Origin of the sequence: Comamonas sp. AG1104, from assembly GCF_003350425.1 — a bacterium.
In the GTDB taxonomy this organism is placed as follows: Bacteria; Pseudomonadota; Gammaproteobacteria; order Burkholderiales; family Burkholderiaceae_C; genus Comamonas; species Comamonas testosteroni.
In genome coordinates, this window is record NZ_QQAS01000012.1 from 1 (window position 1) to 26817 (window position 26817).

The 26817-nt window shown below is 58.3% G+C and carries 24 protein-coding genes and 1 pseudogene; 9 read left to right on the plus strand and 16 right to left on the minus strand.

Going from position 1 to position 26817, the window contains the following annotated elements:
- Positions 1 to 89: 89 nt before the first annotated feature.
- The 6 genes from DFO48_RS23090 to DFO48_RS23115 all read right to left on the minus strand — a co-directional run bounded on the left by DFO48_RS23090 (position 90) and on the right by DFO48_RS23115 (position 6380).
- Positions 90 to 1040 carry an acetaldehyde dehydrogenase (acetylating) gene (locus DFO48_RS23090; RefSeq protein WP_114864888.1) on the minus strand — a complete coding sequence of 317 codons (951 nt, stop codon included), beginning with the start codon at positions 1038 to 1040 and terminating at the stop codon, positions 90 to 92.
- Between the two features lie 25 nt (positions 1041 to 1065).
- Complete coding sequence (locus DFO48_RS23095) at positions 1066 to 1857, minus strand: 2-keto-4-pentenoate hydratase (RefSeq protein WP_114864889.1); 792 nt, start codon at positions 1855 to 1857, stop codon at positions 1066 to 1068.
- 117 nt (positions 1858 to 1974) lie between these two features.
- Positions 1975 to 2925: an MBL fold metallo-hydrolase gene (locus tag DFO48_RS23100; RefSeq protein ID WP_003081588.1), complete on the minus strand. Its 951-nt coding sequence runs from the start codon at positions 2923 to 2925 to the stop codon at positions 1975 to 1977.
- A gap of 82 nt (positions 2926 to 3007) precedes the next feature.
- Positions 3008 to 3853 carry an alpha/beta fold hydrolase gene (locus DFO48_RS23105; protein ID WP_003081586.1) on the minus strand — a complete coding sequence of 282 codons (846 nt, stop codon included), beginning with the start codon at positions 3851 to 3853 and terminating at the stop codon, positions 3008 to 3010.
- A 45-nt stretch (positions 3854 to 3898) separates the two neighbouring features.
- Positions 3899 to 4801 carry a VOC family protein gene (locus DFO48_RS23110; RefSeq protein WP_114864890.1) on the minus strand — a complete coding sequence of 301 codons (903 nt, stop codon included), beginning with the start codon at positions 4799 to 4801 and terminating at the stop codon, positions 3899 to 3901.
- Positions 4802 to 4832: 31 nt separating this feature from the next.
- Positions 4833 to 6380: a bifunctional 3-(3-hydroxy-phenyl)propionate/3-hydroxycinnamic acid hydroxylase gene (locus tag DFO48_RS23115; RefSeq protein WP_003081581.1), complete on the minus strand. Its 1548-nt coding sequence runs from the start codon at positions 6378 to 6380 to the stop codon at positions 4833 to 4835.
- Between the two features lie 280 nt (positions 6381 to 6660).
- Between DFO48_RS23115 and DFO48_RS23120 the strand changes: the two genes are divergently transcribed.
- Both DFO48_RS23120 and DFO48_RS23125 read left to right on the plus strand, forming a co-directional pair.
- Positions 6661 to 7305 (plus strand): TetR/AcrR family transcriptional regulator, encoded by a 645-nt coding sequence (locus DFO48_RS23120; protein ID WP_003081579.1) that lies wholly within the window; start codon positions 6661 to 6663, stop codon positions 7303 to 7305.
- A 110-nt stretch (positions 7306 to 7415) separates the two neighbouring features.
- Positions 7416 to 7676 (plus strand): helix-turn-helix domain-containing protein, encoded by a 261-nt coding sequence (locus DFO48_RS23125; protein ID WP_080569939.1) that lies wholly within the window; start codon positions 7416 to 7418, stop codon positions 7674 to 7676.
- On the opposite strand, the gene DFO48_RS23130 is transcribed toward DFO48_RS23125, so the two are convergent.
- The gene (locus tag DFO48_RS23130; protein ID WP_233506503.1) at positions 7666 to 8886 is read right to left on the minus strand and encodes an amidase; all 1221 of its coding nucleotides are present in this window, start codon (positions 8884 to 8886) and stop codon (positions 7666 to 7668) included. The two genes, DFO48_RS23125 and DFO48_RS23130, sit on opposite strands and share 11 nt — an antisense overlap.
- Before the next feature lie 51 nt (positions 8887 to 8937).
- Positions 8938 to 9936 (minus strand): tripartite tricarboxylate transporter substrate binding protein, encoded by a 999-nt coding sequence (locus DFO48_RS23135; RefSeq protein ID WP_114864892.1) that lies wholly within the window; start codon positions 9934 to 9936, stop codon positions 8938 to 8940.
- A 154-nt stretch (positions 9937 to 10090) separates the two neighbouring features.
- Between DFO48_RS23135 and DFO48_RS23140 the strand changes: the two genes are divergently transcribed.
- Both DFO48_RS23140 and DFO48_RS23150 read left to right on the plus strand, forming a co-directional pair.
- Entirely contained in the window at positions 10091 to 10999 is a 909-nt protein-coding gene (locus tag DFO48_RS23140; RefSeq protein ID WP_114864893.1) for a LysR family transcriptional regulator, read from the plus strand.
- Between the two features lie 315 nt (positions 11000 to 11314).
- Positions 11315 to 11581: pseudogene (locus tag DFO48_RS23150) on the plus strand (transposase); the annotation flags it as partial.
- A 525-nt stretch (positions 11582 to 12106) separates the two neighbouring features.
- On the opposite strand, the gene DFO48_RS23155 reads toward DFO48_RS23150, so the two are convergent.
- The 4 genes from DFO48_RS23155 to DFO48_RS23175 form a co-directional block, all read right to left on the minus strand.
- Positions 12107 to 12562, minus strand: a complete 456-nt coding sequence (locus DFO48_RS23155; RefSeq protein WP_114864895.1) for a hypothetical protein — start codon at positions 12560 to 12562, stop codon at positions 12107 to 12109.
- A gap of 284 nt (positions 12563 to 12846) precedes the next feature.
- Positions 12847 to 13545, minus strand: coding sequence for a hypothetical protein (locus tag DFO48_RS23160; protein WP_114864896.1), 699 nt, complete (start codon positions 13543 to 13545; stop codon positions 12847 to 12849).
- A gap of 460 nt (positions 13546 to 14005) precedes the next feature.
- On the minus strand, positions 14006 to 15052 hold the full coding sequence (locus DFO48_RS23170; protein WP_233506504.1) for a GNAT family N-acetyltransferase: 1047 nt from the start codon (positions 15050 to 15052) through the stop codon (positions 14006 to 14008).
- A gap of 247 nt (positions 15053 to 15299) precedes the next feature.
- Positions 15300 to 15806, minus strand: a complete 507-nt coding sequence (locus DFO48_RS23175; protein ID WP_199407042.1) for a GNAT family N-acetyltransferase — start codon at positions 15804 to 15806, stop codon at positions 15300 to 15302.
- An 87-nt stretch (positions 15807 to 15893) separates the two neighbouring features.
- Here DFO48_RS23175 and DFO48_RS23180 point away from each other — a divergent pair, with 87 nt between their 5' ends.
- The 5 genes from DFO48_RS23180 (at position 15894) to DFO48_RS23200 (ending at position 22332) form a co-directional block, all read left to right on the plus strand.
- The gene (locus tag DFO48_RS23180) at positions 15894 to 16817 is read left to right on the plus strand and encodes a LysR family transcriptional regulator (RefSeq protein WP_114864899.1); all 924 of its coding nucleotides are present in this window, start codon (positions 15894 to 15896) and stop codon (positions 16815 to 16817) included.
- 343 nt (positions 16818 to 17160) lie between these two features.
- A complete protein-coding gene (locus DFO48_RS23185) occupies positions 17161 to 17658 on the plus strand; it encodes an RNA polymerase sigma factor (protein WP_034350297.1) in 498 nt (165 codons plus the stop codon).
- An 80-nt stretch (positions 17659 to 17738) separates the two neighbouring features.
- On the plus strand, positions 17739 to 18905 hold the full coding sequence (locus tag DFO48_RS23190; protein WP_114864900.1) for a FecR family protein: 1167 nt from the start codon (positions 17739 to 17741) through the stop codon (positions 18903 to 18905).
- Between the two features lie 129 nt (positions 18906 to 19034).
- A complete protein-coding gene (locus DFO48_RS23195; RefSeq protein WP_114864901.1) occupies positions 19035 to 21449 on the plus strand; it encodes a TonB-dependent receptor in 2415 nt (804 codons plus the stop codon).
- A gap of 427 nt (positions 21450 to 21876) precedes the next feature.
- A complete protein-coding gene (locus DFO48_RS23200; RefSeq protein WP_233506506.1) occupies positions 21877 to 22332 on the plus strand; it encodes a DUF4198 domain-containing protein in 456 nt (151 codons plus the stop codon).
- A 276-nt stretch (positions 22333 to 22608) separates the two neighbouring features.
- Here the strand turns inward: DFO48_RS23200 and DFO48_RS23205 are convergent, their stop codons facing one another.
- The 4 genes from DFO48_RS23205 to DFO48_RS23220 form a co-directional block, all read right to left on the minus strand.
- Positions 22609 to 23502, minus strand: coding sequence for a hydroxymethylglutaryl-CoA lyase (locus DFO48_RS23205; RefSeq protein ID WP_114864903.1), 894 nt, complete (start codon positions 23500 to 23502; stop codon positions 22609 to 22611).
- 14 nt (positions 23503 to 23516) lie between these two features.
- Positions 23517 to 24899 (minus strand): tripartite tricarboxylate transporter permease, encoded by a 1383-nt coding sequence (locus DFO48_RS23210; protein WP_003066594.1) that lies wholly within the window; start codon positions 24897 to 24899, stop codon positions 23517 to 23519.
- A 17-nt stretch (positions 24900 to 24916) separates the two neighbouring features.
- Positions 24917 to 25360 carry a hypothetical protein gene (locus DFO48_RS23215; protein ID WP_114864904.1) on the minus strand — a complete coding sequence of 148 codons (444 nt, stop codon included), beginning with the start codon at positions 25358 to 25360 and terminating at the stop codon, positions 24917 to 24919.
- 88 nt (positions 25361 to 25448) lie between these two features.
- Entirely contained in the window at positions 25449 to 26738 is a 1290-nt protein-coding gene (locus DFO48_RS23220; protein ID WP_114864905.1) for a hydroxymethylglutaryl-CoA reductase, degradative, read from the minus strand.
- Positions 26739 to 26817: the final 79 nt, after the last annotated feature.

Here is a 26817-nt window from a genome sequence, read left to right on the forward strand (position 1 = left end):
GTACTGGTGACGAATGGCGTGGCTGCCGTCGCGCAGGGTCACGTCGGAGATGTAGATTTTCTTGGTTTGCGTCATGGTGTGTCGTCTCCTCAGGCGGCCACGGCGAGCGTCGCCAGCATGCGCTCGGCCATATGCTCGGCGGTTCGCAGGCCGGCGCTGGTCATGATGTCGAGGTTGCCGGCGTAGGCGGGCAGATAGTGGGCCGCGCCCTCGACTTCCAGAAAGATCGAGGTTTTCAGGCCCGTGAGGGCATAGCCCACGCCGGGGATGCGGATCGGGGTGTCGATACGGTCGAACTGCACCTGCTGCTTGAGGCGGTAGCCCGGCACATAGGACTGCACGGCAGCGGCCATCTGCTCCACTGATGCGGCAATGGCGGCCTCGTCGGCCAGCTCGCTCAGGGTGTAGACCGTGTCGCGCATGATCAGAGGCGGCTCGGCCGGGTTCATGATGATGATGGCCTTGCCCTTGGTGGCACCGCCCACGACTTCGATCGCCTTGGACGTGGTCTCGGTGAACTCGTCGATGTTGGCACGGGTGCCGGGGCCGGCACTCTTGCTGGCAATCGAGGCAATGATTTCGCCGTAGTGCACCTTGGCCACACGAGAGACGGCCGCCACCATGGGGATGGTGGCCTGGCCGCCGCAGGTAACCATGTTCACATTCGGCGCATCCAGATGCATGTCGCCGTTGACCACGGGAATGCAGTACGGGCCGATGGCTGCCGGCGTCAGGTCGATCATGCGGATGCCGGGCTTGAGGCTGCGCAGGAAGGCGTCGTTCTTCACATGTGCGCCCGCGCTGGTGGCATCGAACACAAAGTCGATGTCGGCGAACCCGGGCATGCGCGTGAGGCCTTCCACGCCTTCGTGGGTGATAGCCACGCCCATGCGGGAGGCGCGGGCAAGGCCGTCGGAGTGGGGATCGATGCCGACCATGGCGCCCATCTCGATGTTTTTGCCATGGCGCAGGATCTTGATCATCAGATCCGTGCCAATATTGCCGCTGCCGATGATGGCGGCCTTGAGTTTCTTGCTCATGGGTGTCCTTGTAGGAGAGGGGTCGTCAGGCCAGGCGGCAGCCGACGCTGCCCAGGCTGCCCAGATGTGCCTGGACCAGGTCGCCGTTGCTGAGAGCTACCATGGGTCCCAAGGCACCGGACAGAATGAGTTGGCCAGCGCGCAAGGGATGGCCGCGCTCGGCCATGGTGCAGGCCAGCCAGTAGGCTGCGCGCAGAGGGTGGCCCAGGCAGGCGGCGCCCGTGCCGACCGAAACGGTTCTGCCGTTGATGCTCATCTGCATGCCAAGGGCCGAGGTGTCCAGTGCGCCGATGCTGACAGGCTGTTCGCCCAGCACATAGAGACCCGAAGATGCGTTATCGGCCACGGTATCCACCAGGGTGATCTTCCAGTCCTGGATCACGCTGTCCACGATCTCCAGCGCTGGCAAGGCATAAGCCAGGGCGTTGAGGAACTCGGCCCAGGAGGGCGCATGGCTGCCTAAATCCTTGCCGACGACAAAGGCAACCTCGGCCTCCACCTTGGGCTGGATGAGTCGACTCATGGGAATGGTGTCGCCATTCATGTATTCCATGTCGTTGAACAGCACTCCGAAGTCGGGTTGATCCACTCCCAGCTGCTGTTGTACAGCTTTGCTGGTGAGTCCAACCTTGAGGCCAACGACTCGGCGGGCTGGATCTTCCAGGCAAGCCTGTGTATTGAGTTGAGCCACTTGGTAGGCAGCGTCGAGCCCGGTAATGCCAAAGGTTTCGGATACTCTGGCAATCGGGCAGCGGGAGCTGCGAGCCTCTCGTATGGCCAGGGCAGCAGCATGAAGGTTTGTTGATGGGGCAGTCATATGGGGGGAGCTGTGATCGGGTAAGGAGCAAGGCTCTTTGCCTTCGGCCGCAGTCGGCCGACCACACCACAGACCTGGTGCAGCCGGTGGTGAAGTGCTGTTTACTCTGGGGGGCCTCTATTCGAAGACCATGAGATCGCGTGCCACTTCGACAGGTCCACTGAAGTGCTTGCGAACGCCGTCGGTGTATCGCGAATCTGGCTCATCGCCGCCGGGGACCAGATGTGTCAGGATGACTTTCTTGACGCCGGCGGCCTTCGCGAGCAAGCCGATGTCTTCCGGTACCGTGTGCTCCTCGGTCATGTGGCGCATCATGCCGTCCGCTACTGCATCGGGTACATGCTGGCGTCGCATCATCTCGCGAGTCAGAGGCAGGTCTATGACCTCATGCACCAGCAGGTCGGCGTCCTTGGCGAAGGCAGTCAGCGCTGGACATTGGCCTGTGTCACCGCTGAAAACGATAGTCTTGTCGGGCGTCTGGATGCGCAACGCATAGGAGCGATCTTGTTTGCCGCGTTTGGCGTCAGCAGCCGGGTCTACCTTGTAGTGACAGTTCTCCTGGGCCGTAACGCTGATCAAGTCATCTTTGAAGACCAGGCCATTGCCTTGGATGTCATGCGCATGAAATGCTTTCTCGGGAGGGAGTTTTCCGCTTTTTGAGTCTGCTTGGCGAATGCGTGCGTTGACCGAGAAATACTGAAGAAAGCCATTCATCATGGACTTCGCACTCGGTGCGTAGACGTCCACCGGCCAGATCCCGAGATCCCACTGCACGCCCAGCAATGAGCCCCAGCCAGCGTTGTGATCGTCATGGTCATGGGTGATGAAGATCTGCCTGACCTTGCGCAGATCTATGCCTGCCGCATACAGCTGTCGCAGGACGCCGTCACCCGCATCAATGACATATACCTTGTCGCCCACCATCAGTGCATTGGCTGGCTGCGACCGAGCGGTGGATGGCAGAGGTCCACCCTGGGTGCCAAGGGTCACAAGTCGCGTCTGTGCGAATGCTCCGCCAGCCCAGGCTGCCACCAGCAAGCTGGCGCCCAGGAGAGTCTTCAGTTTCATGCTGTTCTCCATTCATGAAATTTCAGTAAGCAAGTCCAGGGCCTGTCGCGACCACGTCGGCGCCGCAGGCCTATGCAAGTGCTTAGTTGCTGGCGATGAAGTCTGCAACCAGGCGGTTGAATTCCTCGGCGTGTTCGATCATTGCCCAGTGGCCGCAGCGATTGAGTAGTACCAGTCGGCTATTGGGGATGCAGGCGAGCAAGAACAGAGAGCTTTCATATGAAACGACGCGGTCGTCACGGCCGTGAATCAGCAGCGTGGGGATCTGGATCTGCGGCAGTTTGGAGCGGTCCACCCACTTGGGCAGCGGTGCACCCTGGGGCAGTCCAGCAACGTAGTTCTTCAGATGTTCCGGGCGGGCCAGCGCCGCATCGGAGCGTGCTTTCGTCAATTCGGGAGTGGCAAAGCGCGCTTTGTCGAACGTCATGATTTCAACCAGACGGCGCATGTTCTCTGGTGACGCGTCCTGGTAAGCCTGGATCAGAACCTTCAGACCTTCGGAGGGGCCGTCGCCGGCTCCGAACAGCGAAGGCATCTTGCCCACGGGCGGCCCCATGGTGACGAGGTGGCTGATGCGCTCCGGATACTCGGTGGCCAGACGCAGAGAAGTCTGACCACCCATGGAGTTGCCGACAAAGGCCGCCTTCTCGATACCGAGTGCATCCATGAACTGGATAGCTGCATCCACATGGTCGAGGCGGTCCACCGTGCACGCATCGGACAGGCCCCAGCCGGGCATATCAACCGCGAGCACGCGGAACTGGCGCGCCAGCGTCTCAATGTTGCCGGAGAAGTTGCTCCAACCGGTGGCGCCCGGACCGCTGCCATGCAGCAGTATGACGGGATGACCTTCACCGGCTTCGTAATATTGCAGGTTCCAGTCGCGAGTTTTGACGGTACGGCTAGTGCTGGCTTGCGTGATAGACATTGGTATCTCCTTGGGACTTTGGGATAAATGAAATGAAGTCGAGGCTCAGGCTTGCAGCAACTCAGCTACAGCCTTGGGGTGGCGGTGTCCCCAGCTACTGAGGTGATCCAGGTGCTGGACCTGCCAGGTCTGCTCATCAATGACCAAGCCACCCCAGCCGAACTCCACGTTGAAGCCCGAAGGGGTACGGACATAGAAGCTGAACATCTGATCGTTGGGGTGCACGCCTAGCGTCATCTCGAACTGCCTTCGGTCGTCCATGCAGCGGTCATAGGCATGGCCCACGTCATCCATGGAGGACACTTCGACCATGAAGTGGTGAATGCGCTTGGGAAACGGCATATTTGCCAGGGCCAAGGTGTGATGGCGACCATTGCAGTGCATGAACGCCACGCTGGCAATGAAGTTGGGAGCCAGCTTCTCGTCGATCACATCGGTCAGTTTGAAGCCGAGCAGCCCATACCAGTGCATCAACTGCTGGCGATCTATGCCTCGCTCCATGAGTACCTGATGGCCCGCGCCGCCGAAGCCCGTCACAAAGCTGGATTTCAGCGTTTTGGAGACGAAGGGTGTGCTTGCGGTTGCGAATCCCGTGACCAGCTCCACACGATTCCCGAGTGGGTCTGCCGTTACAAAGATGCGCTGGACTTGGCGCTGCTCTGCAAGGGCTGCATCCCCTTGCTGCACTTGGTGACCTGCGGCTTGCAGGCGTGCAACGATGGCATCGAGGTCTGCATCGCTGCCGCACTCAAAACCGGTGAGCGACAGATCGTCCGCGGGGCCCTTCTGTATCAACCATCGATAGACTTTGTCATCCATGCGCAATTGCAGGGAGTCAGAGCTCCTGGAGCCCAGCTGCATACCCAGCAGGTCGACGCCGAAGCGCTCCCAGTCGGCAAGGTCACTGGCCTCAATGCCCACATAGGCAAGTTGATTCACGCTACTCATTGGAGTCTCCTTACAGAACTACGGGAGGTGTTCAGGCGGGCACAGCGAGGCCACTGGTATCGGCTGCCGCTACGAACTTGTCTGGGCGTATGGCGATAGTTTTGACTCCGTAGCGCTGTAGCCAAGGCAGCAATACGTTGTCGAGATCCACCAGCTCATCAGAACCGTGCGTGTAAGCGGTTTTGGGGCGAACCGTGAGGTATCGAGCATTGAGTGCGTCCCAGCCGGCTTTTTCTTCTGGGGTCAGCAAGTCAGCTGGATTCGTATCGACGCCCAGCAAGACGAAGCCATCACCCAGCAAGGTGTCGAGACGGGCCATCTTTCCGAAAGTGTCTCCCGCGATGGGCTGAGGAATCATTCGGCCGACGATGCTGGCATCGCCTGTGGCGCCGCGTATCCATCCTGCCTCCAGTGCAGGCGGTGCGATCAAAGGCGGTTCGTAGGGCGTTACTGTCTCGGTGGGTACTGCATGGAGGGCTTCGATTTCCTCGGCACTAGCCTCCTGCTTGATTACCCGTCCCAGAGCTACGGCCAGATTGGTGTAGAAGACCGCATTGGGGCGGCGTTCCGTTTCATAGGTGTCGAGCCAGTTGTCGGGCAACTCGCCCTTGATGACGCGGGCCATCTTCCAACCCAAATTAAAAGTATCACGCATGCCTGTTTGCATGCCAGCGCCTGCCCATGGAGGCATCAAGTGAGCTGCATCACCGGCCAGGAAGACGCGGTCCTTGCGCCACGTGTCGGCCATGCGTACATGGTGCTTGTAGAACGCGTGCTGGTGAATCTCGACATCGTCTTCCGTCACGCCCAAGGCCTTGAGCAGTGGCCAGACCTCTGCACTGGATGGGTAGTCGGCCGGTGTCTCGCCTGGCGTGAGAGGAATTTCCCAGCGGTGATTGCCAGCCGAGAGCGCGATATCGACCACAGGGCGGTTTTTGTCAGACCAGAAAGTCAGAAAGTCACGGTCAGGCCACCAGCGCTTGACGCGGCAGTCGATGACCACCCACGTCACGTCATTGGTGTCACCCAGCAGATCTATCCCGAGCATCCCACGGCAGGGGCTGGAGCCCCCGTCGGCGGCAATCGCGTAGCGTGCCCGCACGGAACTCAGCTTGCCGGTTGCTTTGTCACGGCTGGTCAGCGTCACGCCGTCAGAGTCTTGCTCGATAGCGATGACTTCAGCGCCGTACCGGACCTGTAGGCGCTCCCCGTAGGCATCACCGCAGCGGCGCAGTTCAGCCTCCATGGTGGGTTGGTAGATGTTGTAGAAGCGCGGCTTGCGACCCAAGGTGCTCGGTGGGTGCTCCACTCGCATGATTTCCGTGCCGTCATAGGTGATCCAGCGAAGCGCGCGCTGTGGATCTATGACTTTCTCGATGCGCTCATCAATTCCCAGGTCCTGGAAGATGCGCATCGTCCAGTCATTGACCGTCACAGCACGGGCTCGTTGGTAGATGTCTTGCTCACGCTCCAGCGCAATCACAGATACGCCTTTGTTGGCGAGGGTTAGCGCGCCGATCAGCCCTGTCGGGCCATAGCCGACGATGGCAACGTCTGCGTCGTAGGTCTTGGTGGTCATTTAGCTTGTCTCCTGAGTTCGCAACCGTTGGTGCCAGTCATAAAGCTCAGATCAAGCATGCTTTGACATGGATTAAATTGGACCAATCGGTACAAAACAATAATGTACCGATTGGTCCATAATTTGTGATTAGTGAAAACTAGTAAGGGTTTGCATGTATGAATTTGATGTGTGAACGTATTAAGAGCCCACATGATTTGAGGTGGACGGCAGGTACACCGAAGGCAATTGCTGCTGCCGAGTGCTGCATGTGAAGTCGCCAGACACATACACTGCACATATGGAAGAGAGCAAAAGCAATGGAAATCGGCGCGGACAACGTTCGCGTCAGGAGATACTCGATGCGGCAGCCAAGGTGATGGCTACCCGTGGCTATGCCGGCACATCGATGTCCGCACTAGTGCAGGAGAGCGGTATTCCCAAGAGCGCGATCTATCACCATTTCGAGTCAAAGGCGGGTCTGCTGTCCGAAGTGATGGCGCGTGGCGCGAGGGAGTTCTTCGCTGCGATGCGCGATGCTCATCAGCCGCCCCCGGAAGGTGGAACGCCACGTGAGCGACTTGGTTGGTACCTGCACAAGACGGGTGAAGTCTTTGTGCATCGAGAGGACTTTCTTCGTCTGCTGCTGCTGCTGGTTATGAGCAGCGAGGCCACAGATGCTCCCGAAGCAATGCAAACGATCGCCGAGATCCGTAAAGAGGGTCTCGACTACATGCGACACATGATTCGGATGTCCTTTAACGACAAGGGCGAGAAGGTCGCTGATGAGTTGGCGAATGCATTGGCATTCTTCGGTGTCGCAGGCTTCGACGGTGCATTCGTGGGTATGCAATCAGGTGATGGCCGAGCGATGTCGCAATACATGGCCCAGCTCACTGATGCGATGGTGGCTCTCGGTGAAGCTCAGGCTTGTGTTCGGTGTTGAGTCACAGGCTAACCGGCATGCAAACTTGCGGCCAGACTTCGTCCAGATTGCCTGGTGTCGAGTGACCGCTCCCACCCAGAGCAGACACTGGCTGGTGATCTTGCTAGCGACTGCTTTGGGTCGATTTCTGGCCGCACCACAAACCTGAGGTACGCGTTAGGAAAGAGCTTCAAATAACGCCTTGGGAGTTTGTGGAGCGGGCACGGGCGGATGCCGACCGATCCATGCTGGAGTGCAGCGCCACGCCCCTGAAAACCATTGCGTTTGAATACGGCTTTGTGGATTCAGAACGCATGCGCAGAGCTTTTGTGCGCTGCGTGGGCGTCACTCCTCAGCAGTACCGAAGCACATTCAACCCCGTCAACGAATAGCGTCTTTCGCCGCAGCAGGAATATCGGTCGTCATGCGCGTGTGGCAATCAATGGCTGCAGCCAACACCTGGGCATCTGCATCGCGAGGGCCAATGACGGACATGCCTACCGGTGCTCCATCCACGTTGCGCCACGGAAAGCTCACCTGCGGAAGCCCTGCCAGTCCTGCGATGCAAAGCAACTGCTGCGCCATTTCTCGCATGCGTTGCAATTCATGAGCTGCGGTATCGCGCATGGGCGCTGGCCCTGGAACAGTAGGCAGCAGCACGAATGCCCCCGTATCAGCAAACAGCTTGTCGAGCATACGGGTCGCGGCATCTCGGAGGGCTTGCCATACCGCCAGGTCTTCTTGAGCGGCTTGCGAAGCGAACCCGAACCGGGCGCGGACATCGGCCCCCAATGCTGCGCCATGTGCTGTCACCCAATCGCCGTGGATGCTCCAAGTTTCCGCTCCTGCCAGGATACGGTGGGCTTGCGCCCAGTGGGCAAGAGGAAGTTCGCCGGCAGGTAACCACTGCCCATTCAGGCCGAGTCGCTGCAAATCGTCCATGAACATGGTGCGAACGTCAGGGTCACACACATGCAGGGCGTCTTCAAACAGGAGTATCTGAAGGTCAGGCTGGGCCTCGTGTACAGCCTCATTGTCAATCACGGCATGAATGCGTGCCATGTCTTCGCCGGACTTGGCAAACCAGCCGACGGTATCGAAGCTGGGTGCCAGTTTGAATCCCCCACCCGGCAAGCGCCCTTGCGTCGTCCGGATTCCCCAAATACCGCAATAGCTGGCTGGCAACCGGCAGGAACCACCGGCGTCGGTGCCGAGCGCGAAGTCCACGTCACCAGCGGACACGGCAGCAGCCGAGCCAGATGATGAACCTCCAGGTAGTCGCCCCGGCGCACCAGCGTTGTGGGGCATGCCATAGTGATGATTGATACCTGCAAGGCTGTAGGCCAGCTCGTCCGTGACCGTCTTTCCGATCCAGTGCGCGCCTGCTTCCAGGCACAGTTGCACTGCTGGTGCACTTTCTTGGGCGATAGGTTGCTGCGCTCCCCAGGCCGGTGTTCCACCCCCCATGCGTTGACCCTGCACAAGGAATATATCCTTGACCCCCATGCGCATGCCGGCCAGGGCATTGCCGGTCGGCGTAAAAGGCGGAGCAGTGCCAAAACCCTCGCGTACAAAGGCTCCGCCAAGTCCCGGTTGCAGCAAATCATTGCGAGCCGCGTTGTCAAGTATGGGCATATCTGAAAATTTTCCTGATCAATTGAGTTGCAGGTCGATCCGGGTCAGCAGCTGGGACCAGCGGTTGGACTCGTCCGCTATGGCCTTTGCGAACTCGGTACTTTGCGAACCGATGGGGTCCATTCCGTTGCCAGCTAGCACGCGCTTGACTTCTGGATCATTGCGAAGCAGGGATTGCATCTTTTCGCGCAGTAGGTCCACGATCGGCTGTGGCGTACCTTTAGGGGCAAAGGCTCCTACCCATACAAGGGCGTCTACGCCACTGACCCCAGCCTCGCGCAACGTGGGAACCTGGGGCATCAGCGCAGACCGTGTAGGGCCGGAGACAGCCAATACCTTTGCACGGCCGGCCTCCACCAGCAGCTTAGTGGACCCCACGCTGTCAAACCGCATCCCAATCTCTCCAGACAGGAGTGCCGTGGTCAACGCGGGAGTGCCCTTGTACGGAATGTGTGTGAGCTTGACCTGCCCTTGCTGCGCGAACTGCTCGCTCACGAGGTGAATGACACTGCCTTGTCCCACACTGCCGAAGTTGAGCGTGCCAGGCTGTGTTTTGGCTTGCGCAAGCAGATCGGCGACAGACTTGAAGGGCGACCCCGCCGCCACTGTCAATGCCAAGGGATAGCTGCTGAGCATGCTGATCGGCTCAAAGTCATTCACTGGATGGAATGGCCGCTTGGCCTGTAGCAGTGGCGCAATCACGTGGCTGCTGTTGCTGGCGATGAGGATGGTGTAGCCGTCGGGTTTGGCACGCATGACGGCGGTTTCCCCGATGAGGCCGGTAGCGCCGACTCGGTTTTCCACCACGAACGGCTGCCCCAAAGCTGCTCCGAGCTTTTGAGCCAGCACACGCGCCATCAAATCAGTGGCGCCACCTGCTTGGAAGGGGGAAATGAAGGTCACGGGGCGTTGGGGGTAGCCGGATGCCGATGCCGGAGCAGCCAGCACCGATGGGCTGAGCGTCGCGCCCAATAGGCCCCACAGCACCCGACGTCGCAGCGTAGCGTGCAAAACCATTGTTTGTCTCCTTGAGTAAATCAAAGCTGAAGTATTCAAAGAGTGCTCAGTCCCAACAAGCGAGATTTCTCAAATCATGGTTTTGTCTTTTACAAACGCTTTGTCATTTTCCTTAATGGAGCCACACTCGGGATTTCACAGCAGCAAAAAGACAATGCGCTACGAACTGACTGATTTGAGAGTGTTCCATGCGATTTGCCAGGAAGGGAATGTGTCGCGTGGCGCTGCCCGATGCCATCTCTCCCCCTCGTCGGCCAGCCTCCGGATCAAAGCGCTTGAAGAGGCGTTGGGCACGGCGCTTTTTGTCCGCCACGCACGTGGGGTCGTACCAACCGCCGCCGGAGAAATCATGCTTGAGCATGTGCAGCGATGCGTGGCTGGTCTCGTGCAGATGGAGGGTGACCTGGCTCCCTTCGCCCAAGGCTTGAGCGGCCGGCTCACGGTGCTGGCGAACAACAATGTCCTGCACTCATTCTTGCCTCAGGATCTTGCGGCCTTTTTGGCTAGCTATCCCGACGTTCGCATTCATCTGCAGGAGCGCATGGGCACTGACATCATTCCGGCTGTGGCCGAGGGGCGAGCCGATGTGGGGATCGTGGCTGTGGATACCGACCATCCGCAGCTTTTTTTCTACCCCTACCAGGAAGATTATTTCGTCGTGCTGTTGCCGCGTCGCCATGCTTTTTCCCAGCACCGCTCGCTACGTTTTTCCGATTGCCTGAATCACCCCTTCATCAGTCTTCAGACCGGGACTGCACTGCATACCTATCTGACCAATCAGGCGGTGCTGCTTGGCGGCCGTCTTGATGTGCGCGTACAGGTAACAGGGTTTGGGGCAATTGCAGCACTCGTGGCCTCTGGAGCAGGACTGGCTATCTTGCCGCGCTCGGCAGTCACGCCCCAGGACGAAGCGCACACGGTAATTGCAGCACTGGATGAGCCCTGGGCTTTGCGCCAACACCGCGTCTGCGTCAAGCGCGACGCGCCTCGCCACTGGCTTCGCGAACAGTTCGTGGCGCAGCTATGTCCGGACGCCCCGGCAGTGAGCTTGGCTCGGATTTGATGAGGTAGGGGCAGGGGGCAGCCCCCGCTCTTACTCCAGGCAGTAGCTCTGCACGGAATCCTATGTATTGAGGCGATCCTTCACCAGTCGCTCGACCACCGCCGGATCGGCCAACGTGCTGGTGCCTCCGAGTTGGTCAGGGGCAGCTGCCCCCGCAAGCGCTGTGATGTCGGCATGGTCAGCGCTCCAGCGTGCCGATGCACGTCTGCGTCCTGTAGCGATGCGCATCGCCATGCCACGCCCTTTGGGCTCGGACACGTCTACACACACGGTGCGCTTATTGCGGTGGGCAGCAGAAAAGTACGAGGCCATGGCGTGCACTGGAACATCGCCATGCACCCAGGCAAGCGCAAGCTGCTGGAAAAGACTCGCCTGGTGGACAGTCTGACCGACCAACTCGAACGCCTCAAGGCCAGCATCCGGGCCAAGGTCGAACACCCGTTCCGTGTGATCAAGCGCCAGTTCGGCCACGTGAAGGTGCACTACTGCGGCCTAGCCAAGAACACCGCGCAGTTGCACACCCTGTTCGCATTTTCGAACTTGTGGATGGTGCGAGGGCGTTTGATAGGAGCGCAGGCATGAGTGCGCCTGTACACGGCCAAAGAGTAGGAGAACCGGCTTCAGACAGCGCTGCGATGGCTTGTGGACGAAACGTCGCAGCGAATCTGTTTGGCCGCCCAGCATCAGCACATCTCAAAGCGCATTGCGCAGACCTTCCTTAGTCGGGAATCGCAATGTGGCTGCAATGGGTCGATTGCTGGCCGACGCGAACGACCGCTAACGGGTACCTCAGGTTTGTGGCGCGGCCTCATCAAGTCTGTCATTTGGCGACAGACTGCTCATACAGCCAGAAGCAGTCGCTTGCTGGAACGCCTCCAAGGACTGCTGCTGGCCGAAGCCGGGCCTGGCTACTTGTGAGCGCAGCGCCGCAAAGCCGACCTTCGGCGCTGCGCCTTGAGCATCTGGTTTATGACAGGCAGTCAACGGGGCGGGGCATCATCAGTCGGCCATGAGCCGTCGCTGATGAAATCAAGAAGCAGACATTCAACGCCTTAATCAAGCCGAGCCGCAAAGCGGCTTCGGTTTGAATGAATTATTAGATCTGGCCTAGTAAATGACCAAATCTTGATTTGGAAGAATGCCGCATGGCCAGAACCCGGCGATGTAAAGCGTCACCACCTTGACCCAGAAGCCGGGCTGCTCTAGCAGTAGCTCGCGGGCCGCCATGCGTGCGGAGAATTGAGCGCCGGCAAGAGCAGCTTGTGCGTAGTCCTCCGGACCCTCGATAAGCACCGGATAGCTTTCGACCGATCGCTGTCCCACCAATACGGCTTTTACAAGAGATAGCTCGGCAGCCCGGCGCTCGGCTCCGAGGCCGGCTGCATCTAGTTGATCTAGCTGCTTAAGGCCGTGAATAGGGTCTGGCTGGTCACGACTGGTTGGCAGCCAATCCCAGCCAATAGCCAACTGGAGCCGTATAGCGCCTGGCTCACTGCGAAATTGGCCACACGCCGAGAACAGCTGAGCTGATCGCAGTCCGTCTTCGAGTTCTGAGAGAGTCATTGCAAGGTCTAACGCCCTAGTTAACCGGCGCCGGAGCACGAAGTGCGAAGGATACTGCGGCAGGCCATGAGAATGCCCAAGGCATGGCCTGCCGCGGCGTCCGCGTTGAACGACCAGTCAGGCTGGGAGCAGATGCTTTTATGTTAATTGGGCGCATTCGCTAAATGCCCTCACTTGTTGCCAGACGTTTTCAAACTCCTGGTGAGACATTGAAAGATATTCAGGCTCAGAAATGTTCAAACGCTGATCTGCGAGAAACCCGAATGAATTGTTAGGGTGCATCTCTAGAAAGACAGAATGAAGGGGACTTTTGCAGCATGTCCACGCTCGATAACACTCGTGAAGATTGGCAATGCCCATTCAGCGGCCTCCTGAAAGGCGATCGAATCCTTCTTTCTATCGAAAGAGAGCGAGAGCTCTTTATCCCATATCAGAGGTCGACCTTTGAGCTCGTTGAGTTCTCGAAGAAGTCGACCCGTTGAACCAATCATGATTTCACCATCCGTGAGCGCAGGAAACTTAAAGAGGAACTCGAAATCACCAGGAAGCCAGACACCACCTTGAAGAATTGATCTGAAATGGAGGTTTTTATCGTCTTCTAGGATGCTTGCCATGGCTGTTCCACTCGCGTAGCTTTCAGGAAGAAGATAGGGGACGGAGAGGTTCGGCCTCTCCAAATGAGCTGCCCACTGTTGAATGGCCGAGTAGCCTTCCCAAGATGGACGGTTTGTATAGTACGGTTGAGTGTCTTCTTCGGACCACTCGATAGGGCCCAGGCCATGGGGTTCGAGTGCGGCATTGATACCGCTTTTCCATGCATCTACAGCCGCTAGAACATCTTCTTTGCGAGGAGGGCCTTGATCTTCCCCTGCATAAATCATCTTGTATTCATTGCCGTCCATTCGAGCTTGAGCTTGAATGACGTTTTCCCATTCTCGGGTATAGAAGCGAACGAAAGTTCCTGCGTAAATATCAAATGCCATAAGTTCATCTTAAAGCCTGAACTGGGCCGAATGGCGGAGTGCAAACACAACAAGCCCTAGAGCAACAGTATCCCAAAACCGGCAGCATCTATGGATAGTTTTGGCCGTTACCGTCGCCCATGTTTTCCATTTAATGGAACCTTCTGCATCACTGAATGCCATGGGCTTGGGCAAGCGATGGACCGCTTTGCGGTTGAAGGGTGACTGTCTCCTCTGGGTAGTGAGCAGCCTTCGGTGGCGGGCTGCTACCGGCCAGGAGCGATCCCTGGAGCAGTTCCTGCAAGGGGCTGCTTATGGCTGCGTGAGCGGTCTGTCGCTGGATGGCAGACTTGATGGGGCAGCGCGATAAACCGAGGGTACCTACAGCGGTCCTGCGTGTCGGCCAGCAATCGACCCATAACCGTCGTTCAGGAAGAGCGGTACTGCCCATGGCTGCCAACAGCAAAGTGAACGGCGGTCACTATTTTTCTAGAGGGTAGTGATTGAACTCCCACTCAAGTATTGGCAAATATCGGGGCTCACCACATATCGGGCGCGGCATATCGCGCACATGCTGTGCACCCAGTCTCTCGTAGAAGCCCCGAGCCGACGGGTCCGACTCCACCGCCAGAGTGTTCACGCCCAGTCCGCGCACTACAGACAGCGCATGCTCCACCAGGTGCCGCCCATGACCACTTCCAATGGACTGTGGGTCGACCCAGCAATGTTCCAACTGCCAGCCTTCCTCGCGGCTCTCAAGACCATAAAAGCCTAATAGTTGCCCATCCGCTGCGACCAGCACCGCGTACTGACCGGTCATTTGCTCAGGTTGGAAAGTCAGCGCGGCCTCCCATGCCTCCATCCAGGTTTCGGGGTATCCCCAATGGGCTTTGCTGCGATGAGCCAAAGCACTGAGCGCCTGCGCATCAGACGCGCGGGATGGACGAAGGATAGGAGTGTTGTCTTCCTGCAAAGCTCGCCCCGCCGGATCAGTGGCCAGCAGGCTGTACTGGTGCAGGCTGAGGAAGCGACCGTCCTTATATTCCACATCTCGCAGGGTTCCCTCGAACACGAAACCGATGCGCTCCAACAAACGAGTGCTGGCGGGGTTCTCAGGTTCAACATCTGCGTGGATGCGGTGTACGCCGAGTGAGAACAGAGCGAAGCGGAGGATGGTGGGAAGACACTCCTGCATCAGCCCTCGTCCCCAGTGTTCTGGCATCAGCCAATAGCCGATATCCAGGCTGCGATCGGAGTGAGACCAATCGTTGAAACCACAGGCGCCAATAAGTTCATCCCTCCCCGGGAGGGTGACGCCCCACCAAATGCCCCGATGCTCCTCCAGCAACGCGTCGTACCAGCGCATCTGCTCGTCCGTCGCTTCAAGGCTGTCGTAAGACACGCCGTAGTGGGCAATCACCTGCGGATTGGAAAGCCCGGAAAAAATCGCCTGGACGTCATTACGATGAATCCGTCGCAATGTACAGCTGGGCAGGAAAAACTCGGGAAAATCGGCAGGTAGGTCCATTATGTTCAGCGGCACAGGTATAGATCAGTGCATAAATTTCCCCAGCAAAGAACGCGGGAGTAAAGCACAGTCACTAGGCTTTTGGATGGAACAGTCCAACCATGGTATTTCTAATTGGTCGCTACTAGGCGGGCGTCAGCCAATTGATTCAATTAGCCACTGGCCAATATGGGTCGATCAGCGACAGTCTTAGATCGGCCAGAAGCAACCATTGGCCAAGGCTTTGAGCCCTCGAAGTCCGTGCAGTTCACAGGGCCATGACCATTTCGTGCCAGGCCATGCCACCGTGGTCTGAGTCCGAAGGACGCTGGTACTGGAATCCCAGGCGAGAGTACAGCCCCACATGCCGCTCCTTGCACATCAGGTGGATGGTTCTCTTGTCCTCGGCGCGCATCTGCTCGACAAAGGTATGCATCATGGTGGTGGCGTAGCCTCGGCCTTGGAAAGCCGGATCGATCACCACGGACATGATGATCACATTAGGTGCGGCAGCGTCATGCCCGACCAGCTCCTTGAACTCCTCGTCAGACATGCGCACCTCGTAGGCGCAGCCACTGTTGATGAATCCAATGATCTGTCCATCGCGCTCCATGATCAGGAAGCCAAGCGGATATTCACGAATACGCTTGGTGATCTTGGCAAGCGTGGCGGCTTCATCACCCTCATAGGCACCGGCTTCGATGGCATAGCAGCGATCGGCATCTTCTGCTTGGGCATGGCGGAACGTGAGATCTGGTGTCATGGCGGAGGTCATTTCAAGGCTCATAAATCATCAATTTCATGATGCTAATTGGAATGAACACTGCATGTAGTGCATTGTTTTCACTGCATACTGCATGTCATGCACTTTGCTTTGCGCCGTCTCGATCTCAATCTGCTGCTGGTCTTTGACGCACTGTTTCGCCACCGCAGTGTCGTTGCGGCAGCCGATGAGCTGGCCATCAGTCCTTCTGCGTGCAGCCATGCCTTGGCCCGACTGCGGGAGGGATTGGGTGATGAGCTGTTTTTTCGCACAGGCAGCAGCATGCAGCCCACACCGCGAGCCACCGAGATGGCGGAGGGAATTACGCTGGCACTGCATACGCTTTCGGACCAGCTGGGCGACCCGGCAACGTTTGCGCCTGGCAGCAGCACTCAGTCTTTCACTTTTGCTGCGACCGACTTCACCACCTTTGCTTTGATGCCTGCGTTGATCTCCAGGATTGAGCGTGAGGCTCCTCATGTACGCCTGCGAGTGGTCCATTCGCGTCATCGGGATGCCTACAGCGACCTGGTGCAAGAAGGAGCCCATTTCGTCATGGGTTTTTCGGATGAATTCAGCCCTGCGCAAGAAGGCGTGGAGGTCTTGCAGGGACATACCGATGCCTATGTCGTCGTTGCACGCAGAGGTCATCCTCGCATCGGCAAGAGGCTCTCCATGGCGCAATATCTCGCGGAACGCCATGTGGTCGTGAAACCCTGGCAGGAGGAGAAAGGCGTCATAGACTCAGCTTTGAGCAAGGGCGGGTGGACTCGCGAGATTGCGATAGAGCTGCCCAGTGTCCTGGCCGCGCCTTTTATCGTTGCAAATTCAGATTTGCTCATCACGCTGCCCCGCCTGGCGGCACTGCAGTTGGAGGCATCGGCAGCAATTGCGATCTTCAAAGCACCTTTTGAGGTGCCGTCATACACCTTGAACGTGTATTTTCAGCACCGGCATCTGAGCAGTCCATGGCATCGCTGGATGCGCGCTCGTCTGGAGAGCATATTGCACCCCCAAGGGTGACAAAAGCGTGAGAGCGATTGAGCTTCGTGGGTCGAGAGCTGCTTTAGATAACTGGCGGCTCTCGGTCAGAAGCAGCCGGCCACCGCAGATTTTCGAACGGCGGCTTGAGGCGGTTTGCTGTCGGTACCCATCAGGTATGCCGGTCGACATTGAGCCGAACAGGGGGCACGACCGACCAGTATCCGTTGTTCGCATCGCACTGGATGCTTTGGTTGAGAATAAGTCGCATTATCAATCTATAATTTTGCCGTGTAGTTGATCGCAACTCTTTGCGCCAGGGATCCAGGGCTGTCTTACCGCCGCGCACGTTCGACCTCACTCATTGCTACTGGCTTTTTGGATCGTGCTGACCCGCTACTACAGAGACCTGCTGAATTTCTGCATGCGCAAAGTGAGAGACCGCGATACTGCGGCTGACCTGGCGCAGGAAAGCTATGCCCGTGTGCTTTCCATGCAGCAGAAGGGGCAGGTCATTCTTGAGCCAGGTGCATTGCTGAGGCAGGTGGCCTTGCGCGCCAAAATCGATATGGATAGACGGGCCGAGGTGCGCCAGCATCAAAATATCGATTCTTTGGAGGAGCGGGATCAGCCTGCGAGTCCTCTGCATCTGCAGCCCGAGCATGCCTATGCATCGTCTCAGAGCATTCAAGCGTATCTTGACACTATCGAGGGGCTGCCGCCTCGGTGTCGTGATGCCTTCTGCATGTACATCTTCGATGAGTTGCCCAACAAGGAAATTGCAGAGCGTCTGGGGGTGTCGCTGAGCATGGTGAATCAGTACATCAGCCGCGGAAAACTTGCTTGTGCTGCGCGCAGAATGGAACTTGATAATGTCGAGTGATCGCAAATTCGCGTGCGTTTTGCATAGCTGTTTCGCCGAGGGTGAATTTTTGCCCCGCCCCGTGCATCCGTATCCCTAAGATGAGTCACTCTTTTGCATCCCAGCGCAATGTGCCGGCCTCCTTTGACGAGGCAGCGGAAGCGCGCGAGCTTGCGGATTTTTTCAGTCGACAGAATCCGGTGGATGTGGTGGCCGTCGAATGGCACTCGCGTTGGGAGCAAGGCTTGAGCGAGAGCGAGCATGAAGCCCTGCGTCAGTGGTTGGCTGAGGATGCTGCGCATGACACGGCGTTTCGTCGTCTGATGCAAGACGTGGCGGTGCTGCGTTCTGCTCCTTCCGACGTGGTTGCAAAAGCGCGTTCCTCGTTCAAATGCGAAGCCATCGCCAGTGGTGGATCTTCTGCGCAGCCTGGCGAGGAGCCTGCGAAGCCGAAGCCGAAAGCGATGGAGGGGTGGGCGCGCGCAGGCGCTTTGTTGAGCTGGATGCAGCCGCGCTCTGCCTTGGCCGCTGCCTGTTGTGCTGCGGTCTTTGCGGCAGGGATTGGATGGCGTCAATGGATGCTGCAGCCGACATTCGAGAGCAGCTATGTTGCGCAGAAGGGGCAGCAAAGGCTTGTCACCTTGCCAGATGGCACCGAGCTCGCCATGGACACCGACACCCAGGCTAAGGTCACCATGTACCGCGACCGCAGAGAAGTGCGGATTGCTGATGGACAAATCATGTTCTCGGTTGCGGCCGATCCCAAGAAGCCATTTCATGTTCTCGCTGGGCCTGCGCGTGTCACGGTACTTGGGACACGGTTTTCCGTTCGCTATCGCAACCAGGGGGCCGATGCCGGGGCTGTCAATGTTTCGGTGGAGAAGGGTCATGTACGGGTCGCCAGTTCCTACAGCACCGCCAGCGCGAAGGCTGATCTGCCTGTCGAATTGCTGGCAGGACAAGGCCTGAGGGTGTCATCCAACGGGGTGTTAGGCCAGGTGGCCAGTGTTTCTCCCGGCAGTGTCGCCCTTTGGCGCAAGGGCTTGGTGCGTTTTGATAACACCTCACTGGCTGATGCATTGCTGGAGCTGGAGCGCTACGGGCCTACGGGCCTGGAGATCCGCGACCCTGCGGTTGCCGCTCTGACCATCGGCGGCAGCTACCAGATTGATAGACCAGGGGAGTTTGCGCGCATGCTGAGCCAGATCCTGCCTGTGAAGCTGGTCGGCATGTCATCGGGGAAGACCGAAATCGTCAGTGCGCATTGAGCACTTCATGCTCAATGCGGCCATTTTGAATTTTTTTCGGACTAGGGGTGTAGTTCTGGTGATCTGATGCGTCTTAAAGAGTAGTGAGTTTCATTTTCATTCATTACTCGACGTTCGGAATCCCTCTCCATGCGCTTCACGCAGCCTCATTTCCAGCCCGCTCCTCTTGCCTTGGCCGCAGCCCTGGCAGTCCTCTCCCCGGTGATTGCGCACGCGCAATCCGCTGCTGATAGTGCAAAAAGCATCAGTTTCTCGATCACTTCCCAGCCATTGGGGAGCGCACTCAACGAGCTGGCAGCAGCCTCTGGCACCTCGATCGGGTTTGCTCCCGCGTTGGTTGCCGGCAAGACCGCGCGCCCCGTCCATGGAGCACTCACGCTGAAGCAGGCTGTAGAGCAGATGCTGGCTGGAAGCGGTCTGGTCGCCGTGACTCAAGGGGGTGGTCTGATCATCAAGGCCATCGCGTCAAACGATGATTCCGCATCGCTGGCCACAGTCACGGTGACTGCACAGCTTGAGAGGGACGGCGTTACCGAGGGCACGGGCAGCTACACCCAGACGGGCCCCAGCCGGACGGCAACGGGCCTGAATCTCTCGCTACGCGAGACACCTCAATCCGTGACCGTCATGACGCGTCAGCGCATGGATGACTTCAAGCTGGAGACGCTGACCGATGTGATGGAGCAGACACCTGGCATCGCCGTCTACAGGCAGAACAATGCCACTGACTTTCAAGCGCGTGGGGCAAAGGTAAACCTGCAGACCGATGGCATGGCACAGCTGAGCAGCGGCTGGTATTACCTGACCAGCACCATGTTTTCGCTCGACGATATGGCTGAGATCGACCGGATCGAGGTCCTCAAGGGTTCATCCGGTCTGGTTGTCGGCAAGGGCGACTATGGCGCCACGGTGAATATGATCCGTAAGCGCCCGACCCGCGAATTTCAGGCCAGCGTGCGTGCCAATGCGGGGAGCTGGGACACTTATCGAACACAGGCCGATGTGAGCGGTCCACTGAACGAGGCGGGCACAGTACGGGGGCGTCTGGTCGCTTCTGCCATGGACGCAGGGGGATTCCGCGATCATGAAAAGAGCAGCAGCAAGATGCTTTTCGGGGCACTCGAAGCGGACCTCACTCCCGGCACACTCCTCAACCTCGGTATGACTTATCGCGAACGCGATGCACAAGGTATCGGCACTACGCAGCCGATCCAGCGCTACACGCGAACAGGTGGTGAGGTGGCCTGGATGCCGCGCTCTTTCAACACCGGTGCCCCCTGGGGCGGATATTCCCAAAAAGGTCTCAATATCTTCGGCAGTCTGGAGCAACGTCTGGCGGATGACTGGACAGCCACGCTCAAGTTCTCACATCAGAACGTATCCATGGACGATATGAAGGCTGGCTACTTCTACGACCAGGACCGCGCAAGCTTCGGCCGGTGGCGCAACATGGAGACCGATAACTGGAGCGTCAATCTGGATGTGAAGGGGTCATTCGAGCTGTTGGGCCGCTCGCATGAAATTTTGGCCGGCGCAGGCGTATCGCGCTTTCACAGCAATGTGCAATTGCCGCTGAATGCGTTGAACCTGGTGCCGCTCGGCAATCTCGGCATCAACATGGCACAGGGGGGCGCTGCGCTGCCTCAGCCTGATTTCAGTGTCTTGAACTACGGCAACAACAAATTCAGTCAGAAGCAGCGTTATGCCTATGCTGCGGGACGCTTCCGGGTGGCTGATCCTCTGCAGTTGATCACGGGCTTACGCGTCACACGGTTTGAAGAGCGTGACATCACACCCTACTGGTGGAACTATGACATGAAGGAGAACGGCGTGATCACCCCGTACGCTGGGTTGGTCTACGAGGTGCAGCCGAACGTGTCGCTGTACGCAAGCTACGCCAACATTTTCCAGCCGCAGACGGCTCAGGATGCGCGGGGTTCAACGCTGGCACCGGAGGAGGGCAACACCTATGAGGTCGGCGCCAAGGCCGAATTTTTCGACAAGCGCTTGAACGCCAGCATCGCTCATTTCTGGATGAAGACGAAAAACACCGCAGAGGAAAGTGGTGATCTCACTCCTGCGGGCACTACGGCCTACCGTGCGGTCTCGTCTGCAACGCGGCGTGGCTGGGAGCTGGAGTTGGCGGGCGAACTCGCGCGCGGCTGGCAAGCGCAGGGCAGTCTGGTGCAGCAAAGCAGCTCGCTCACCAGCGCCAGTCAATATCCCAAGTACCAGTTCAAGCTCGGCACGACCTATCGCTTTGACCAAGGCTCGTTGCGGGGACTGACTGTGGGAGCGGCCACACGCTGGCAGGGCAAGACCTCGATGAGCAATAGCGCTGCCACTTTGTCGCAGAGAGGTTATGCGGTGCTGGACCTGATGGCGCGCTATCAGGTCGATAAGCACCTGTCGTTCAGCCTGAACGTGAACAATGCACTGGACAAGAAGTACATGGCCGGGCTCACCAACTTTACCGCAGCAGGCTTGTTCTACACCTGGGGTGCTCCGCGCAGCGTCAATGTCGGAATGCGTTATGACTTCTGAGTGCCGATGCTCAAAGTTGAACGTCGGTACTTCGCTGCCGTGGAGCTCGCCATGATGGACCTCCACTGATTCTGGGCAGGGCGGATAGAAACTCCGCGCTGACCAGCAATCAACCTGCCCAGTCGTTGTTATGTGCTGTTCGAGGCAGGGCCTGGACTGCAGGCCATTGTCGAACAGGGAGAAATCCAAAAGGCACCAAGACGCCGAGCGGATTGAATACAACCTTCAAGATGAGGATCGCTGAGTGCAATTGCTTCCTGTATTTCATCGAATGGCCTTGTGCCTGCTAATCAGTGGCCTATGGTGCCCAGCACAGGCACAAGCGGAGTATCTCTGGGTGCAGCCCGACGGGGCGGAGGTCCGAGCCTACGTAGGAGAGTTACACAAGCCATTAGACAAGTTGCCTGCGTTGCTGGAGCCCAAGGCAATGCAAGCTGATGGCAAATCATTGCCAATTCAGACTGCGATCAACCATATCGCTGTTACAAGGCCCATCAGCGATCTGCGCTTCTCTGCAACCGGGCTCGATGATGGAGTTCTTACCTACTATCAAGCTCGCTACGGTCGCCAGGACATTCAGGCCAGGAACGACTTGGAGCTGGTTCCTACCCACCCTGACGGAAACACCTTTCGATTGATGTTCAAGGGGCGGCCCGTCGCAGCCAGTCAGGTGAATATCGAAACGGGGGAAGGGTGGCGCCGTTCACTGACTCCGTCAAAGGACGGTACGGTGAGCTTCATGCCGTCTTTTCCTGGCCTGTATGTGCTGGAGGTATCGGCTCGTGTCAATGATGCAGTGGTTACTGTGGGCGGTAAGAAATACAACGATGTACGCTATACCGCGACGCTTAGTTTTACTGTCCCTCAGCAAGAGGGGAGGTGAGTTGTCTGGCGCTGGAAGCGCACCACAATCAACTCTGCTGACGAGCATGAGCCAGTCATCGCAATAATTGCGGTGCAAGACAGCCAGAAGCTTCTCTCTGGTGGGTCGAGGTAGTTCATCTCAGAGACGTCAGCGACTGCTGCAGCGCATGGCAGACTTGCGTGCAGAAGTCGGAACTTGCTCTGACTGCGGGCTTTGACGCCTTCAAATAAAAAGGCCTTGAGATCTGAGATCTCAAGGCCTTTTTGCGCCGGTGCTTATGTAGAAGCGCAGGCTTCAGTGCTGCACCACTTGCTGGTCATGCAAATCGCCCAGCACTTGTCGGATATAGCGACCTGCGGCTTGAACCCTGGACATATCTACGCCGGTCTCATAGCCCATGGCATGCAAGGCATGGATCAGCTTTTCGGTGGCCAGATTGCCTGATGCTCCTTGAGCATAGGGGCAGCCGCCCAGACCCGCCACAGAGCTGTCGAAAATGCGCAGTCCCATCTCCAGAGAAGCGCAGACATTGGCTTCAGCCATACCATAGGTATCGTGAAAATGGCCCGCCAGGCGCGCGCTGGGAAGGTCCCTGAGGCAGACTTCCAGCAGCTTGCGTGTGGACTCGGGCGAGCCGCGGCCAATCGTATCGCCCAGAGAAATCTCATGGCACCCCATGGCCAAAAGCTCTTGCGCAACCTGCAAGACTGCCTCTGCAGCAACATCGCCTTCATAGGGGCAACCCAACACGCAGGACACATAGCCACGCACAGGGACGCCAGCCTCCAGCGCCTTCTGCACCACAGGCCTGAAGCGATCCAGACTCTGCGCAATGCTGCAATTGATATTGCGTTGCGAGAAGGTCTCCGAAGCCGCACCAAAGACCGCCACCTCGTCACAGCGAGCAGTCAGAGCAGCTTCCAGTCCTTGCAGGTTGGGCGTCAGTGCGCTGTAACGAACTCCAGGGCTACGGTCGATCAAGGCCATCACTTCGGCGCTACCGGCCATTTGCGGCACCCATTTGGGCGACACAAACGAAGCCGCTTCGATAAAGCGCAGGCCTGCGCCGCTGAGCTGGTTGATCAGCTCGACCTTGGCATTCAATGGCACAGGCAGCTTTTCGTTTTGCAGGCCGTCGCGTGGCCCGACTTCCACGATCTTGACCCGGCGCTCTGATGCATTCGACATTGCTGCCCTCGCTTTCAGAACAGCTTGAGCAGCGCAGGAACGCTGAGCACGGCTGTGTAATAGCCCATGAACTGCACGCCGGTGTTAAAGCCGAAGGTGCGTGAGAGCAGGCCACCCATGAGGCCCATGGTCAAGATCACCAGCAGACCCAGCAGACCGCCTTCCCAGACGCTGATCACAATGATCAGGCCGACAAAGGTGGCAATGATGGCTTCGTGGCTGACTTTGCGCGAGACAAACATTGCAGCACGGCGCGCGTAGTTCATTGCAAACGGATAGGACACCACTGCGGCAAGCAACACCGACAACATGCCGTAGCCCAGAAACTCCCAGTGGCTCAGCAGGTTGTGCAGATTGTGGGTCTGGCCCGTAGCAGCATCCACCGTAAAGCGTGGAGGTGCATTGAACAATGGTGCAGCAGGGCCGGCAGCCACAGGACTCAAGGGCAAACCGAAGGCGATCAGCGGGATCAGCGCTTCAGCAATGTAGGTGGCTTCCGTCACGCCGTTACGAGCGCTGAGCACCGTGGTCAGGCGGTGATAAGCGTGTTTGATGCGAGAGCCCACCAACTCGCCCAGCACCACGGTCATGGCCACAGGGCTGAATACAAAGGTTGCACTGGAAATGGCGGCAGTCGTCAATGTCCAACGGGTCTGGGTGCGATCCAGCACCTTGAGAGGGTTGGGGAAATAGCCCGACCAACCCTTGACATCGGGAGCCAGGTTGAACTGGCGAACCTTGTCGCGCAACATGCTCTTGCGGCCTGCGGGCGCCATGACGGTAAAGAGATCTGCGACCAGAGGTCCAATGGCGATACCCAGGAAGTAGCTGATGCTGAGCTTGGTGTCGTACTTGGCAGTCAGGGCCTGCAGAGCCAGAATCACCACCACAAAAGGCACGAGCAAAGCAATTGCACCCCAGCGGCCTTTGGAGAAATAAGCAATCAGCACGGCTGCGGCCAGAAAAATCCAGGGTGCAGTCTTGGTAATGGTTGAGCCGAACGGCGCCAGCATCACTGCAAACAGCACCGCCAGCGGCACGGCGACAAAGGCCGCGACAATGGCGCCCGAGACCATTTTGCGCAAGGCAATATGCGGCACGCCAAGTTTGCGCAGCAAGTCTGCATCCTGCAGCAAAGGCGTGGCGAGTGTATCTCCGGGAATGCCCAGCAGCGCTGTCGGAACGGCGTGGGTCATGTGCTTGGCAACGGCACCAGCCAGAAAGAAGGTAAAGACGCCTGCAGGCGGAACGCCGAGCAAAACGACAAGCAGAGTGAGTGGTGCCAGTGTCGTTGTTTCGTCGGTGCCGGAAACCAGTCCGATTGCAGCAAAGACGATGGCGCCGATCAGGCCCATGCCCGCAGCGACGCCGATTTGTTCAATGAGTTGAGGATCCATGCCGTGTACTCCTTGGGTTATTGGCCATCACGGCTTTGGGAGGCCTGTGGCGTGACGAAAAGCTCGTAGAGCTTGAGTTCCTTGAGCTCCTGCACCACGACTGGGGGCAGGTCAGACACCGAACCCAGACCACCGGGCTGCTGCTCCAGCTCACGCAGCACCTCGGCGCGCCATTCAGGGTTGCTGGAGATGTCTTCTTCGGTCACCACACGTTTGGGTGGGAAGATGCGGGCGCAAATAGCGCCGGCCAGCACACAGCCTGCCAGGCCAGCGAGCATGGCGTAGGCATGAGCCAGCTGTTTGGACTCGACCACCGAGCTCAGCCAACGGCTGGCTGCAAAAAATCCGAGCACGCTGATGCCGATGCCAATCAGGATGGACCAGCTCAGGTGCTTGAGGTCGACGGTATCACCCCAGACCTCAGCGAGTTGCCAGTGCGAGGCTTGCTTGTCGGAACTCATAGCCTTGTCTCCTTGCTTGTTGTTGTTGTTGTTCCCGTTTCGGGTAAAAGAAGCCTCGCCCGGATGTGCCTGGCGAGGCTGAGGATGCTTAGCGCTGGGCGCGAATTTCTTGCAGCACTTCCAGTGCGCGATCGGTGCGCACGTCATGCTCGGCAGCCAGGCGCTTGGCGACGATCTCTACTTCTTCACCCACGGCACCTGCGACCAGCGCAATATTGCGAGCGTGAAGTGCCATATGGCCGCGCTGAATGCCTTCGGTGGCCAGCGCGCGCAAGGCACCCAGGTTCTGGGCCAGACCCACGGCGGCGGCAATTTCGCCCAGTTCCTGGGCAGACTTCACCTCCATGATCTTGAGCGCCAGACGCGCCAGCGGATGGGTCTTGGTGGCACCACCCACCAAGCCCACGGGCATGGGCAGCTCGATGGTTCCCACCAAAGCGCCGGCATTGTCTTTTTCCCAGTGCGTCAGCGAGGTGTATTGGCCGTTGCGGCTGGCATAGGCATGGGCACCGGCTTCCACTGCGCGCCAATCGTTGCCTGTAGCGACGATGACGGGGTCGATGCCGTTCATGATGCCCTTGTTGTGGGTGGCGGCGCGGTAGGGGTCAATGGCGGCGAAAGTGTAGGCGTCGAGCACGCCTTCAATAATTGCTTCGCCGCTGCGTTCTTTGGTGGCCAAGGTTTGCGGTGTCAGGCGTACACGAGCACGGGCCAGGCGCAGGTCTGCCAGGTTCGAGAGAATGCGCAGGCGCACCGAACCACCGGTAATCTTTTCCACCAGCGGCGAGACCGATTCAGCCATGGTGTTCACGGTGTTGGCACCCATGGCATCGCGCACGTCCACGATCAAGTGCATCACGACCATGGGGCCGCGTGGAGAATTGGGGAAGACATGGATTTCGATGTCCTTGCAGCCACCGCCCAGGCTGATCAGCACCTTGTCTCGGCTATTGGCTTGCGCGAGGATTTCATCGCGGGCCTTGAACAATGCCAGCCTTGCACCATAGGGGTCGCTGATGCCGACGATTTGCACCTGCGCACGCATCAGCGGCAAGGTGCTCGATGTTTCAAAGCCCCCGTCTTCACGGGCCAGCTTGGCCATATACGATGCAGCAGCAATGATGGAAGGCTCTTCCACTGCGAGCGGAATCAGCACATCGCGGCCGTTGATGCGGAAGTTGCCTGCGACGCCCATGGGTAGCTCGAACGTGCCCACCACATTCTCGATCATGCCGTCAGCCAAGGCGGCGGGCAGGGCGCCTGCCTGGGTCAGTAGATTGCGTTCTTCGGCGCTGAGATTGCACGCGGTGGCGACATGCTCCCAGCGCTGTGCGGGGGTGAGAGCTCGGAAATTGGGAAGACGCGAATCGACGGCCATGAAAACTCCTACAGATCCAAATCTGGATATCAATACAAGGGGACGGTTGGCCGAGAATTTATTCAAACTGTACCTTTTA

Coding starts and splice junctions, on each gene's coding strand:
- DFO48_RS23095 (WP_114864889.1), bottom strand. CDS start 1,857: ATGACTGCCCCATCAACAAACCTTCATGCTGCTGCCCTGGCCATACGA.
- DFO48_RS23155 (WP_114864895.1), bottom strand. CDS start 12,562: ATGACTCTCTCAGAACTCGAAGACGGACTGCGATCAGCTCAGCTGTTC.
- DFO48_RS23210 (WP_003066594.1), bottom strand. CDS start 24,899: ATGGATCCTCAACTCATTGAACAAATCGGCGTCGCTGCGGGCATGGGC.
- DFO48_RS23140 (WP_114864893.1), top strand. CDS start 10,091: ATGCGCTACGAACTGACTGATTTGAGAGTGTTCCATGCGATTTGCCAG.
- DFO48_RS23200 (WP_233506506.1), top strand. CDS start 21,877: ATGCAAGCTGATGGCAAATCATTGCCAATTCAGACTGCGATCAACCAT.
- DFO48_RS23170 (WP_233506504.1), bottom strand. CDS start 15,052: ATGGACCTACCTGCCGATTTTCCCGAGTTTTTCCTGCCCAGCTGTACA.
- DFO48_RS23135 (WP_114864892.1), bottom strand. CDS start 9,936: ATGGTTTTGCACGCTACGCTGCGACGTCGGGTGCTGTGGGGCCTATTG.
- DFO48_RS23180 (WP_114864899.1), top strand. CDS start 15,894: ATGCACTTTGCTTTGCGCCGTCTCGATCTCAATCTGCTGCTGGTCTTT.
- DFO48_RS23115 (WP_003081581.1), bottom strand. CDS start 6,380: ATGACCACCAAGACCTACGACGCAGACGTTGCCATCGTCGGCTATGGC.
- DFO48_RS23215 (WP_114864904.1), bottom strand. CDS start 25,360: ATGAGTTCCGACAAGCAAGCCTCGCACTGGCAACTCGCTGAGGTCTGG.
- DFO48_RS23110 (WP_114864890.1), bottom strand. CDS start 4,801: ATGAGTAGCGTGAATCAACTTGCCTATGTGGGCATTGAGGCCAGTGAC.
- DFO48_RS23090 (WP_114864888.1), bottom strand. CDS start 1,040: ATGAGCAAGAAACTCAAGGCCGCCATCATCGGCAGCGGCAATATTGGC.
- DFO48_RS23205 (WP_114864903.1), bottom strand. CDS start 23,502: ATGTCGAATGCATCAGAGCGCCGGGTCAAGATCGTGGAAGTCGGGCCA.
- DFO48_RS23175 (WP_199407042.1), bottom strand. CDS start 15,806: ATGACCTCCGCCATGACACCAGATCTCACGTTCCGCCATGCCCAAGCA.
- DFO48_RS23100 (WP_003081588.1), bottom strand. CDS start 2,925: ATGAAACTGAAGACTCTCCTGGGCGCCAGCTTGCTGGTGGCAGCCTGG.
- DFO48_RS23160 (WP_114864896.1), bottom strand. CDS start 13,545: ATGGCATTTGATATTTACGCAGGAACTTTCGTTCGCTTCTATACCCGA.
- DFO48_RS23220 (WP_114864905.1), bottom strand. CDS start 26,738: ATGGCCGTCGATTCGCGTCTTCCCAATTTCCGAGCTCTCACCCCCGCA.
- DFO48_RS23190 (WP_114864900.1), top strand. CDS start 17,739: ATGAGTCACTCTTTTGCATCCCAGCGCAATGTGCCGGCCTCCTTTGAC.
- DFO48_RS23105 (WP_003081586.1), bottom strand. CDS start 3,853: ATGTCTATCACGCAAGCCAGCACTAGCCGTACCGTCAAAACTCGCGAC.
- DFO48_RS23195 (WP_114864901.1), top strand. CDS start 19,035: ATGCGCTTCACGCAGCCTCATTTCCAGCCCGCTCCTCTTGCCTTGGCC.
- DFO48_RS23120 (WP_003081579.1), top strand. CDS start 6,661: ATGGAAGAGAGCAAAAGCAATGGAAATCGGCGCGGACAACGTTCGCGT.